This window comes from Streptomyces albidicamelliae, assembly GCF_025642175.1.
GTDB lineage: Bacteria > Actinomycetota > Actinomycetes > Streptomycetales > Streptomycetaceae > Streptomyces > Streptomyces albidocamelliae.
This window is the reverse complement of the sequence record NZ_CP106795.1, coordinates 2,717,003-2,729,291: the sequence shown is the minus strand read 5'-3', so window position 1 is coordinate 2,729,291 and position 12,289 is coordinate 2,717,003. Positions and strand designations below refer to the sequence as shown.

11 protein-coding genes are annotated in these 12,289 nt (G+C 72.4%); 7 read left to right on the top strand and 4 right to left on the bottom strand.

The features are described 5' to 3' along the window. Nucleotides 1–55: 55 nt before the first annotated feature. From N8I86_RS12620 to N8I86_RS12610, 3 genes are all read left to right on the top strand, one after another. Nucleotides 56–1,129, top strand: coding sequence for a sialidase family protein (locus N8I86_RS12620; RefSeq protein ID WP_263277790.1), 1,074 nt, complete (start codon nucleotides 56–58; stop codon nucleotides 1,127–1,129). A gap of 38 nt (nucleotides 1,130–1,167) precedes the next feature. Further along, a complete protein-coding gene (gene npdG / locus N8I86_RS12615) occupies nucleotides 1,168–1,872 on the top strand; it encodes an NADPH-dependent F420 reductase (protein ID WP_123438076.1) in 705 nt (234 codons plus the stop codon). A gap of 76 nt (nucleotides 1,873–1,948) precedes the next feature. Continuing rightward, on the top strand, nucleotides 1,949–2,137 hold the full coding sequence (locus N8I86_RS12610; protein ID WP_073893349.1) for a hypothetical protein: 189 nt from the start codon (nucleotides 1,949–1,951) through the stop codon (nucleotides 2,135–2,137). On the opposite strand, the gene N8I86_RS12605 is transcribed toward N8I86_RS12610, so the two are convergent. Then, nucleotides 2,127–2,927, bottom strand: a complete 801-nt coding sequence (locus tag N8I86_RS12605; RefSeq protein ID WP_073893347.1) for a site-2 protease family protein — start codon at nucleotides 2,925–2,927, stop codon at nucleotides 2,127–2,129. The two genes, N8I86_RS12610 and N8I86_RS12605, sit on opposite strands and share 11 nt — an antisense overlap. A gap of 107 nt (nucleotides 2,928–3,034) precedes the next feature. On the opposite strand from N8I86_RS12605, the gene N8I86_RS12600 reads away from it, so the two are divergent. Further along, nucleotides 3,035–3,547 carry a DUF6578 domain-containing protein gene (locus N8I86_RS12600; protein WP_263277789.1) on the top strand — a complete coding sequence of 171 codons (513 nt, stop codon included), beginning with the start codon at nucleotides 3,035–3,037 and terminating at the stop codon, nucleotides 3,545–3,547. A 14-nt stretch (nucleotides 3,548–3,561) separates the two neighbouring features. Then, the gene (locus N8I86_RS12595) at nucleotides 3,562–6,831 is read left to right on the top strand and encodes an AfsR/SARP family transcriptional regulator (protein WP_123438077.1); all 3,270 of its coding nucleotides are present in this window, start codon (nucleotides 3,562–3,564) and stop codon (nucleotides 6,829–6,831) included. 13 nt (nucleotides 6,832–6,844) lie between these two features. Here the strand turns inward: N8I86_RS12595 and N8I86_RS12590 are convergent, their stop codons facing one another. The 3 genes from N8I86_RS12590 to panB form a co-directional block, all read right to left on the bottom strand. After that, on the bottom strand, nucleotides 6,845–7,675 hold the full coding sequence (locus N8I86_RS12590) for an ABC transporter permease (protein WP_073893339.1): 831 nt from the start codon (nucleotides 7,673–7,675) through the stop codon (nucleotides 6,845–6,847). Beyond that, nucleotides 7,672–8,697, bottom strand: a complete 1,026-nt coding sequence (locus N8I86_RS12585; protein ID WP_123439735.1) for an ATP-binding cassette domain-containing protein — start codon at nucleotides 8,695–8,697, stop codon at nucleotides 7,672–7,674. Before N8I86_RS12585 ends, N8I86_RS12590 begins: the two co-directional genes overlap by 4 nt. A 168-nt stretch (nucleotides 8,698–8,865) precedes the next feature. Beyond that, on the bottom strand, nucleotides 8,866–9,732 hold the full coding sequence (panB, locus tag N8I86_RS12580) for a 3-methyl-2-oxobutanoate hydroxymethyltransferase (RefSeq protein WP_073893333.1): 867 nt from the start codon (nucleotides 9,730–9,732) through the stop codon (nucleotides 8,866–8,868). A gap of 192 nt (nucleotides 9,733–9,924) precedes the next feature. On the opposite strand from panB, the gene N8I86_RS12575 reads away from it, so the two are divergent. Together N8I86_RS12575 and N8I86_RS12570 are read left to right on the top strand one after the other, a co-directional pair. Continuing rightward, nucleotides 9,925–11,511, top strand: a complete 1,587-nt coding sequence (locus tag N8I86_RS12575) for an MFS transporter (protein ID WP_198960394.1) — start codon at nucleotides 9,925–9,927, stop codon at nucleotides 11,509–11,511. Nucleotides 11,512–11,585: 74 nt separating this feature from the next. Next, the gene (locus tag N8I86_RS12570) at nucleotides 11,586–12,215 is read left to right on the top strand and encodes a TetR/AcrR family transcriptional regulator (protein ID WP_185091403.1); all 630 of its coding nucleotides are present in this window, start codon (nucleotides 11,586–11,588) and stop codon (nucleotides 12,213–12,215) included. Nucleotides 12,216–12,289 lie beyond the last annotated feature (74 nt).

Below are 12,289 nucleotides of genomic sequence, written 5' to 3'. Positions count from 1 at the left end.
CGCCCGACCCGGGGATGGGGGACGGACCGTTGCCGTACGTGTGAGGAGCCGCCCGATGACCGACGTGACCGTCCCCTTCCGCGCGGGCCGCGAGGGATACGCCAGCTTCCGCATCCCCGCGGTCGTCGCCACCGGCGCCGGGACCCTCCTCGCTTTCTGCGAGGGCCGCGTGGACTCCGCCGCCGACCACGGGCACATCGACATCGTGCTGAAACGCTCCACCGACGGCGGCCGCACCTGGGGCCCGCTGCGGGTCGCCGCGAGCAACGGCGGGAACCTCGCCGGCAACCCCGCCCCCGTCGTCCTGGACACCGGCCGCGTCCTGCTCGTGCACGTCCGCGCCGCGGCCGGCGCCACGGAGGCCGCCATCCTGCGCGGACAGGTGAAGGACGCCGACGGACGCCGGGTCTGGGTGGGGCACAGCGACGACGACGGCGTCACCTGGTCCGCGCCCAGGGAGATCACCGCCCGCGTGAAGAAACCCGGCTGGCGCTGGTACGCCACCACCCCCGGGCACGCGATCCAACTGCGCTCCGGCCGCGTCCTCGTCCCGGCCAACCACACCCTGCCGCCCACCGGCACCGACACCGGCGCGGAGGCGAAGTACAACAGCGGCCACTGCCTGCTCAGCGACGACCGCGGCGCGAGCTGGTACCTCGGCTACCTGGACGAGAACACCGACGGCTACGTCAACGTCAACGAGACCACCGCCGCCGAACTCCCCGACGGCCGTGTCTACTTCAACACCCGCAACGACTCTCCCGCGCCCGGCAACCGCGCCGACGCCCACTCCCGGGACGGCGGCAGGACCCTCGTCAAGCCCTTCCGTCCGCAGGCCGGCCTCGCCGCCCCGGTCTGCGAGGCCTCCGTCCTCCAGCTCCGCGACCCCGACCTGCTGCTGTTCTCCGGCCCGGCCGACCCCGCCGCCCGCGCCCTGATGACCCTGCGCGCCTCCGCCGACGGCGGCACCACCTGGCGCCCGGCGTTCACCGTCGACGGGCTGCCCGCCGCCTACTCCGACCTGGTCCGCGTCGACCGGCACACGGTCGGGCTGCTGTACGAGACGGGAGACTTCGGCGCGTACGAGACGATCACCTTCCGCCGGGTCCCCGTGCACCGGCTGACCTGACCCGGTGCGGGCCCGGACACGGACGTAGAGTCGGGCCCATGACCTCTAGCGACAGCGCACAGAAGGCCCCCGCCAAGGACCCCTGGGACCTGCCCGACGTCTCCGGGTACGTCGTCGGCGTGCTGGGCGGCACCGGACCGCAGGGCAAGGGCCTCGCCCACCGGCTCGCCCGCGCCGGGCAGAAGGTGATCATCGGCTCCCGGGCCGCCGAGCGTGCCCGGGCCGCCGCCGACGAGCTCGGCCACGGCGTCGAGGGCGCCGACAACGCCGAGACCGCGCGCCGCAGCGACATCGTGATCGTCGCCGTGCCGTGGGAGGGCCACGGCGACACCCTGAAGTCGCTGCGCGAGGAGCTGGCCGGCAAGCTCGTCGTGGACTGCGTCAACCCGCTCGGCTTCGACAAGAAGGGCGCCTACGCGCTCAAGCCGGAGGAGGGCAGCGCCGCCGAGCAGGCCGCGGCCCTGCTGCCGGACTCGCGGGTCGCCGCCGCCTTCCACCACCTGTCGGCCGTCCTGCTCCAGGACCCGGAGATCGAGCGGATCGACACCGACGTGATGGTGCTCGGCGAGGAGCGCGCCGACGTGGAGATCGTGCAGGCGCTCGCCGGGCGTGTCCCCGGCATGCGCGGCGTCTTCGCGGGCCGGCTGCGCAACGCCCACCAGGTCGAGTCGCTGGTGGCGAACCTGATCTCCGTCAACCGCCGGTACAAGGCGCACGCCGGGCTCCGCGTCACCGACGTGTGAGCCACGGGCGGGGCGGCGCGGGACATGGGGGACACTGGTCGTCGAAGCAGTGTCCCCCGCAAGGAGCCGAGCCCTCATGCCCCGCATCGCCCTCTACACCCTCGCCGTCTGCGTCCTGGCCGTGGCCGCGGCGGTCGTCTCGTTCGTCCAGGGCAGCTGGCTGGGGATCGTCTGGGTGCTGCTGGCGGGCCTGTCGTCCAACATGACCTGGTACTACGTGAAGCGCGGCCGGGCCGGCGGGCAGGGCGGCTCGGTCACCGGCTGAGCGCGCAGTTCTCCGGGGTGCCCTGCCAGAACCGGTAGAGCTCCTGACCGCAGTACCGGTCGAGCACGTCGATGCCCAGTCCGCGCAGGATCGTGTCGATCACGTCGAAGAACGCGCTGTTGACCGACGGCACCCACAGCAGCGCGAACACGAACAGCAGGCCGAACGGCGCGAACGGCTCCACCTGCCGCTTCACCTGGTACGACAGCCACGGCTCGAGCACGCCGTAGCCGTCCAGACCCGGGACCGGCAGAAAGTTCAGGATCGCCGCCGTCACCTGGAGCAGCGCGAGGAACGCCAGCGCGTACCGGAAGTCGCGGGGGACGCCGTCCAGCGCGTGCAGCCAGAACGGCGCCGTGCACACCACCGCGAACAGGACGTTCGTCAGCGGGCCCGCCGCCGAGATCAGGCTGTGCCGCCAGCGGCCCCGGATGCGGCCGCGCTCGATAAACACCGCACCGCCCGGCAGACCGATCCCGCCCATGATCACGAACAGCACCGGCAGCACGATGCTCAGCAGCGCGTGCGTGTACTTCAGCGGGTTCAGCGTGAGGTAGCCCTTCGCGCCGACCGTGATGTCCCCGCTGTGCAGAGCCGTGCGCGCGTGCGCGTACTCGTGCAGGCACAGGGAGACGATCCAGGCCGCGGTCACGAACAGGAACACCGCGATGCCCGGCTGCGCGGCGAACCCCGTCCACGTGGCCCAGCCGGTCACCGCCGTCACGGCCAGGATCCCCACGAACACGGGACTGACCCGTCGCTCGCCGTGGCGGGTGGTGGCGGTGGTCATGGAAGCTCCTGTCCGGGCGGGGACGGTCGGGGACTGCGACCGTACCGGCCGCGGACACATGGGGAAAACGTCTCGCGGTGGCCGCGCGGTTCCTGGAAGGTGAAGGGATGCCACGGATGAGGGTGTTCTACGAGGACTGGCAGATGGAATGCTGCGGCACACCGTTCGCGGTGGGCGACGAGGTCGCGTGGCGGCTGGTGCCCTACCGCCGCAAGGACCGCCGCCGGAACGCCGGGCACGGCGCCGAGGCGTGGGTGGAGAACCACGGCGGACCCGACCGGGCCACCGTCGGCCGTGTGCACGCCGTCGAGCTGGTGCACCAGGAGTACCTGGCCCGGCACGATCCGCTCGCCGTCGACCACCCCGAGCCGGAACCCGGCACGCTGGTCCCGCGGCCCGCCGGGCGCCGCCTGGAGGAGGTCCCCGACGGCCGGACGCTGGAGCCCGTCGACGCCTGCCCCAAGTGGTTCGAGGAGGACGAGGAGCCGCCGCCGCGGCAGGTGCCGTACCGGGTCCGGCGTACCGTGGGCGCCGTCGTCACACTCGACGCCACGGGATCCGTGGACCTTCCCCGGCCGACAGCCGACGCCAAGCCGGACGAACCCGGCGACCGCCCCTGACCGCTCCGGAGACAATGGACCCCGTGCGCTATCGCCTGCTCGGCACCACCCAGGCCGTCCGCCCCGACGGCACGCCCGTCCCGGTCGGCGGGGCACGCCTGCGTGCCCTGCTGAGCGTGCTCGCGCTCCGGGCCGGCCGGACCGTGCCGGTCGCCGTCCTGGTCGACGAGGTGTGGGACACCGACCCGCCCGCCGACGCCGGCGGCGCGCTCCAGGCGCTCGTCGGCCGGCTGCGGCGGGTCCTCGGCGCGGACGCCGTCGCCTCCGTGGACGGCGGCTACCGGCTCACCGCCGCGCCCGACGACGTCGACCTCACCCGCTTCGACCGGCTGACCGGCGACGGTCTGCGCGCCCTCGCCGACGGCGACCCCGCCAAGGCCGCCGTCGTCCTCGACGACGCCCTCGCCCTGTGGCACGGCCCGGTCCTCGCCGACCTGCCCGGCCACACCGCCGAGGCGGCCCGCTGGGAGACCCGCCGTCTCGACGCCCTGCGCGCCCGGCACACGGCCGCCCTCGCCCTCGGGCAGGCCGAGCAGTCGCTGCCCGAGCTGACCGCCCTGTGCGACGGCCATCCGCTGGACGAGCCGCTGCAGGCGCTGCGGCTGCGCGCCCTGCGGGACGCCGGCCGCCCGGCCCAGGCACTCGCCGGCTACGAGGACGTACGACGACTGCTCGCGGACCGGCTCGGCTCCGACCCAGGCCCGGAACTGCGCACCCTGCACGCCGAGTTGCTGAACGCCACGCCCCCGGAGCCGACGCCGGAGGCGGCACCGCAACCGCGGCCCGGCAACCTGCCTGCCCGCCTCACCTCCTTCGTCGGCCGGGAAGCCGACATCGAGGCCATCGGCGCCGACCTCGCCGCGGCCCGCCTCGTCACCCTGCTCGGGCCCGGCGGCGCCGGGAAGACGCGGCTGTCCCAGGAGGCCGCCGAGGCGGTGCGGCACACCGTCCGGGACGGGGTGTGGCTGGCCGAGCTCGCGCCCGTGGACGACCCGGAGGCCGTGGCACAGGCCGTGCTCACCGCGATCGGCGCCCGCGAGACCGTGCTGCACGGTGCCGGCGCCGACACCATGCGCGCCGTCTCCGACCGGCACGACGACCCCCTCGAACGGCTCGTGGAGCACTGCGCCCGGCGCCGGATGCTGATCATCCTCGACAACTGCGAGCACGTCGTCGAGGCCGCCGCGCGCCTGACCGACCGGCTGCTGGCCCGCTGCCCCGACCTGACCGTCCTCGCCACCAGCCGCGAACCCCTCGGGGTGCCCGGCGAGCTGGTGCGCCCGGTGGAGCCGCTGCCCGAGCCCGTCGCGCTGCGGCTGCTCGCCGAGCGCGGAGCGGCCGCCCGGCCCGGCTTCCTCGTCGAGGAGGACCCCGAGGCGTGCGCCGAGATCTGCCGGCGCCTCGACGGACTGCCCCTCGCCATCGAACTCGCGGCGGCCCGCTTCCGCATGCTCACCCCCCGGCAGATAGCCGACCGGCTCGACGACCGCTTCCGGCTCCTCACCTCCGGCAGCCGCACCCTGCTGCCCCGCCAGCAGACCCTCCGTGCCGTCGTGGACTGGTCCTGGGACCTGCTGGACGCGGACGAACGCGAGGTGCTCGCCCGGCTGTCCGTCTTCGCCGGCGGCTGCGACCTCGCCGCCGCCGAGGCCGTGTGCGGCCCGGTCGCCCTGGACGCGCTCGGCTCCCTGGTCGACAAGTCCCTGGTGGTGGCCGCCCCCGCGGCCCGGGGCGGGATGCGCTACCGGCTCCTGGAGACCGTCGCCGAGTACGCCTCCGAACGGCTCGACGAGGCCGGGCAGCGCACCGGCGCCGAGCGCGCCCACCTCACGTACTACCGCGAACTCGCCCGCACGACCGACCCGTTGCTGCGCGGCTCCGAGCAGCGCACGGCCATCGACCGGATCCAGACGGAGTACGAGAACCTGCGCACCGCCCTGCGGCACGCCGTCGCCCTGCGCGACGAGCAGGAGGCGCTGTGCCTGACGCTGTCCCTCCAGTGGTTCTGGCAGATGCGCGACCAGCGCCTCGAAGTGCGCGCCTGGTGCAAGGAGGTGATGCCGCTCGGCCCGGACCCGTTCACCGAACCCGTCCGGCGCGCCCGCCCGGTGTGGCGGCGCGTCACCGACACCCCGCCGCCCTACGAGGGCGAGGTCCTGCTGGAGGCCCGGCGCGGTGTCCACCTGGCCCATCTCGCCATGATGGACACCGAGATGGAGGCCTGGCAGACCCCCGAGGCGAAGGAGAAGCTGCGCATCATCACCCAGGTCTACGAGCCGGGCCTGCCGCAGACCTGCCGGGCCCCGGGCATGCTGTGGTTCTTCGCCGAGATGCTGACCAACGGCCTGGAACGGCTGCGGGACATCATCGACGCGGCCGTGCGGACCTGCCGGGCCACCCCGGGCTACGAGTGGGAGCTGGCCGGCGCCCTGCAGATGCGCGCCAACCTCCTCGCCAACCGCACCGCCTGGGCCGGCGACGCCACCCGGGACGCGGACGAGGCCCTGGAGATGTACCGCCGCCTCGGCGACGACTGGGGCACCGCGGAGGCGCTGTCCGCCCGCGGGGAGGCCCGCGAGCGCAAGGGTGCCTTCGGTGAGGCCGCCGCCGACTACCAGGCGGCCATCGACCACGCCGAACGCCTCGGCGCGCGCGCCCAGATGGCCGTGCTGCGCTCCCGCCTGGGCAGCGTGCTCATGGAGTCGGGCGAGCTGGAGCGCGGCGAGCGCCTGCTGCGCGAGGTCATCGCCAGCCGGGACAGCCTCCACAACGAGGCGATGCCCGCCGCCCGGCTGTTCCTCGCCTGCTGGCTCGGCCTGACCGGACGGATCGACGAGGGCCGGGAGCAACTCCGGCTGATGCGCGAGGAGTTCAAGATCGCGCACTTCGTCGTGTTCGACGCGATCATCCTCGGCCAGGAGGCCTGGCTGGACGCCCTCGACGACCGGAGCGAGGAGGCGCTGCCCCGGGTGCGCAGGGCGCTCCGGCTCGCCACCGACCCGCTGTCGGAGGCCATCACCCCGCACATGAACTCGATCTGCCTCACCATCGCCGCGATGGCCCTGGCCCGCGTCGACGGGGGCGTCCGGGCCGCCGACGCGGCCCGCTGCCTGGCCGCCGCCATGCGTTTCCTGCCGCCCGGCCACGGGCTGTCCGGGGTGGAGCGCCGGCTGTACGACATGACCGAGGCCCGGATCCGGGAGGAACTCGACGGCCCCGCGTACGAGGCCGCGTACGCCGAGGGCGGTGGCCTCTCCCTCGTGGAGGCCACCGCCCTGATCTGACCGTCCCGGCGGGTCAGGCCTTGGTGCGGAACTTGTGGATCGCGACCGGCGCCATGACCGCGGTGAGTCCGACCGACCAGATGAGGGTGACCCACAGGTCGTGGGCGACCGGACCGCCCTCCATCAGGCCGCGCGCGGTGTCGGCCAGCGCGGACAGCGGGTTGTAGTCGGTGAACGACTGGAGCCAGCCCGGCATGGACGCGGTGGGCGCGAAGATCGACGAGCCGAACTGGAGCGGCATCAGCACCAGGAAGCCCATGGCCTGCACCGACTGCGCGCTCTTCATCATCACGCCGAGGGTCAGGAAGACCCACATCAGCGCCGAGCCGAACACCGCGGACAGCCCGATCGAGGCCAGCAGGCCGGACCAGTGCTTGATGTCATAGCCCACGAGGACGGCGACCACCATCAGCACGCAGGTCGCGAACAGCATCCGCATCATCTCCACCGCGATCTTCGCGAAGAGGACGGAGCCGCGCCCGATGGGCAGCGAGCGGAAGCGGTCCATGACACCGGAGTTGAAGTCCTGGTTGAAGCCGGTGCCCACGCCCTGGGCCATGTTCATGCCCATCATGGCCATGAGGCCGGGGATGACGTACTGGACGTACCGCTCCTGGCCGCCGCCCAGCGACTGCCCGATGGAGCCGCCGAAGACGTACACGAACAGCAGGGTGAAGACGACCGGGAACAGGATGGCGTCGAACATCGACTCCGGGTCCTGCCGGATCCACAGCAGGTTGCGGCGGATCAGCGCGCCGGTGTGCCGCAGATGGGCCCGCACCGGGATCGGGGTGTCCGCCTTCGCGGTGGCCGCGGCGGCCGGGGACAGGGTGGCGGTGCTCATACGGCGACCTCCTGGCGGTCTTCGGTGGGCACGGAGTCCTGCGGGGCACTGGCGCGGTGGCCGGTGAGGGACAGGAACACCTCGTCCAGGCTGGGCAGTTCGGTGGTGATGGAGGAGAGCGTGATGCCGCGCGCGGTGACCGCGCCGACGACGGCGGTCAGCTGCTCGTCGCTGAGGATTGGCACCAGCAGCGTCCCGGTCTCGTTGTCCACGGTGGTGGTCGCGAGGCCGGTGATGCCCAGCTCGTCCAGCATCCCGGCGAGCGGCCGCAGCTGGAGCGGGTCCACCGGGCGCACCCTGAGGGTGCGGCCGCCGACGCGGGCCTTCAGCTCCTCGATGCCGCCCTTGGCGATGACCTTGCCGCGGTCCACGACGGTGAGTTCGGAGGCGAGCTGCTCGGCCTCCTCCATGTACTGCGTGGTGAGCAGCACGGTGACGCCGTCGCCGACCATCGCCTTCACCTCGTCCCACACCTCGTTGCGGGTGCGGGGGTCGAGCCCGGTGGTCGGCTCGTCCAGGTACAGCACAGCGGGCCGGCCGATCATGGAGGCGGCGAGGTCCAGCCGCCGCCGCATACCGCCGGAGTACGTGCTCGCCGGGCGCCTGGCGGCCTCGGTGAGGGAGAACCGCTCCAGCAGTTCGTCGGCGCGGAGCCGGGCGTCCTTGCGGGACAGGTCCAGCAGCCGGCCGATCAGGTAGAGGTTCTCCCAGCCGGGCAGCTTCTCGTCCACGGAGGCGTACTGGCCGGTCAGGCCTATCACCCGGCGCAGCTGCCGGGGCTGCCGTACGACGTCGTAGCCGGCCACGAGGGCCTCTCCGGCGTCCGGGGTGATCAGGGTGGACAGAATGCGCACGAGGGTGGTCTTGCCGGCGCCGTTCGGTCCGAGCACACCCATCACGGTGCCCTGCCGGACGTCCAGGTCGACTCCGTCCAGCGCCTTGGTCTCGCCGTAGTGCTTGACCAGCCCCCGTACGGTCACGGCGGGGCGCTCGCCGGCGGGGTTGTCATCGATTCGCGTCATGCCGAAGACGGTGCCAGGGCCCGCCGACAAACCACCGACAGCCGGCCGACACCTCACCGACAGCCCGCCGACAGGGCCGCGGACGGGCCCGCGGACCCGCCCCGGAAAAGGCGGCAGCCCGTCGACGGGGGAAGATCGACGGGCTGCCGGCGGTGTTGCCGCAGTGGTCTAGTGGACGGAGTGCTCCTCCAGCGGGAACGTGCCGCCGACGACGTCCTCGGCGAACTCCTTGACCGCGTTCCCCATGACCTCGCGCAGGTTCGCGTACTTCTTGACGAACTTCGGCACCCGGCCGGAGGTCAGCCCCAGCATGTCGGTCCACACGAGGACCTGCGCGTCCGTCTCGGAACCGGCGCCGATGCCCACCGTCGGGATGTGCAGCACGCGCGTCACCTCGGCGGCCAGCTCCGCCGGCACCAGCTCCAGCACGACCGCGAACGCGCCCGCGTCCTGCACGGCCTTGGCGTCGCGCAGCAGCTGCTGCGCCGCCTCCTCGCCCCGGCCCTGCACGCGGTAGCCCATCGCGTTGACGGACTGCGGGGTCAGGCCGATGTGGGCCATCACCGGGATGCCGGACTCCACCAGCAGCCGGATCTGCTCGTGCGAGCGCTCGCCGCCCTCCAGCTTGACCGCCCCGACGCCGGCCTCCTTCACCAGCCGGGTCGCCGAGCGCAGCGCCTGCACCGGGCCCTCCTGGTAGGAGCCGAAGGGCAGGTCGCCGACGATCAGCGAGCGGTTCGTCCCGCGTACGACGGCCGCCGAGAGCAGGGTCATCTCGTCGAGGGTGACGGGCACGGTGGTCTCGTACCCGAGGTGACAGTTGCCCGCCGAGTCACCGACGAGGATCACCGGGATCCCGGACTCGTCGAAGACGGACGCGGTCATCGCGTCGTAGGCGGTGAGCATGGGCCACTTCTCGCCACGCTCCTTGGCGAGGGCGATGTCGCGGACCGTGATGCGGCGAGTGCCCTTCCCCCCGTACAGCGCCTTGCTGCCGTCGGAAGGCTTGTTCTGGGCAGCCGAAAGCTGCGTCATGGCAACGGCTCCTTCAGTCATCTCGAGGCGCCCTCACGGCGTCCCCGGATCGTCTCCATGGTGGCACCTCGTGCCAGTCACGACCAGAGGGGGCCCCTGTGATCCCCACCCATGGCCGAAACGTGTAAGGCCTTGGTAAAGAAAATAAGATACGAGACGGTTCCGTATCGAAATGGTTCTAGGCTCGGACCCATGACAAGTCCCGTCCCTGCCTCCCGGATACCGGAAGCGGTGCACCGGCGCCGCTGGGCGATCCTCGGCGTGTTGATGCTGAGCCTGCTGATCGTGGTGCTCGACAACTCGATCCTGAACGTCGCCATCAAGACCATCTCCACCCCCGCGCCGATCGGCCTCGGCGCCACCCAGAGTGAGATCGAGTGGGCGATCAACGCCTACACCCTCGTCTTCGCCGGCCTGCTGTTCACCGCCGGACTCGTCGGCGACCGCGTCGGCCGCAAGAAGGTCCTGCTCGGCGGCATCGCCGTGTTCGGCATCGGCTCCGCGCTCGCCGCCGAGTCCGGCTCCCCGGGGCAGCTGATCGCCTTCCGCGCGCTGATGGCGCTCGGCGCGGCCTTCGTCATGCCGGCCACCCTCGCCGTGCTCATGAACGTCTTCGAACGCGACGAGCAGCCCAAGGCGATCGGCATCTGGGCGGGCGGTGTCGGCCTCGCCATCGCCATCGGCCCGATCACCGGCGGCGCGCTCCTCGACCACTTCTGGTGGGGCTCGGTCTTCTTCGTCAACGTGCCGATCGTGATCGTCGCGCTGGTGCTGATGACCTGGCTGGTGCCCGACTCCCGCGACCCCAGTCCCGGCCGCCTGGACCCGATCGGCGTGGTCCTCTCCGTCGTCGGCCTGGTGCTGCTGGTCTACGGCATCATCAAGGGGGGCGAGCTGGCCGACTTCACCGACGCCAAGGTGCTCGCCACGATCGTCGCCGGAATCCTCGTCCTGGCCGCGTTCGTCCTCTACGAGAAGCGCAGCGACCACCCGTCGCTGGACGTCACCTACTTCAGGAACAAGGTCTTCTCGGCCGCCATGGGCGCCATCGCGCTGGTCTTCTTCGCGCTGATGGGCGTCACGTTCTTCGGCGTCTTCTACACCCAGAGCGTGCGCGGCTACTCCCCGCTGGAGTCCGGCGTCCTGATGCTGCCGCTCGCCCTCGCCCAGCTGATCTTCGCACCGCGCGCCCGGCTGCTGGTCGAGCGGTTCGGCAACAAGGCCACCACCACGGCGGGCCTGCTGCTGATCGCGGCCACCCTGGCCGTGTTCGCCACCTTCGAGGCGGACACCCCGATCTGGCTGCTGGAGGTCGTCTTCTTCCTCATGGGCACCGGCATGGCGCACATCATGACGCCGACCTCGGTCGTCATCATGCAGGCCCTGCCGCGCGAGAAGGCCGGCTCCGCCTCCGCGCTCAGCAACACCTTCCGCCAGGTCGGCGGCGCCCTCGGCATCGCCGTCCTCGGCTCGGTGCTCGCCACCTCGTACCGCAACGGCATCGAGGGCAGGCTCGGCGCGCTGCCGGCCGGCCTGCGCGACACCGCCGGCGAGTCCATCGAGGCCACCCTCGGCGTCGCCGCCAGACTCGGCCCGCAGGGCCGGGCCCTCATCACCCCCGCCAACGACGCCTTCCTGCACGCCATGCACGTCACCGCCCTGTGCGGTACGGGCGTCGCGCTGATCGGCGCCGTGGTGACCGCCCTGTTCCTGCCGGGCAAGCCGCCGGCCGGTCAGCAGGGCGAGAAGGAGGCGGAGTTGGTCGCCGCCACGGACTGAAGCCCGGTGATGTTCCACGGGGGAAGGAGGAGGCTGCGGGAAGATGACCGCAGCCCATCGAGAGGACGGATCGAGTGAGCCTTGCCGACAGCCGGACGCGACCGGTCGCACCCGCGCGGGGCCGACCGCGCAGTGAGGCCGTGGAACACGCCATCCTGGAAGGCGTGATGAAGCTCCTGGAGGAGGGCGTGCCCCTCGCCGAGGTCTCCATCGAGCGCGTAGCCCGCACGGCCGGCGTCGGCAAGGCCACCATCTACCGCCGCTGGAGCGGCAAGGAGGAGTTGTTCGTCGACGTCCTGCGCGCCGCCGAACCCCCCGACCCCGAACTGCCCGGCACCTCCATGCGCGACGACCTCGTCGTCCTGCTGGAGTCGCTGCGCCAGCGCGGCCTCAGGAGCCGTACGTCGGCCATCCTGCACAACGTGTACGTCCAGATGAAGTCCAGCCCGAAGATCTGGGCCGCCTACCACGCCGGTGTCGTCGCGCCCCGGCGCGCGCTCGCGCTGCAAGTGCTGCGCCGCGGGCAGGAGAACGGCGAACTGCGGCCGGACATCGACCTGGAACTGGCCAACGACCTGTTCAGCGGCCCCATGCTGGTGCGCACCATCATGCGTCCCGACGGCGAACTCCCCGAGGATCTCGCGGAGCGGATCGTCGACACGGTCCTCGCGGGCCTACGACCCGTCAGCTCGACAGCCTCGTAGCATCAATGTGCGCGTTTCGTCACAGACCACGCGTGCACCGGGGGTGACCGGAACCCCCGGCCCCGCTTCGTTCG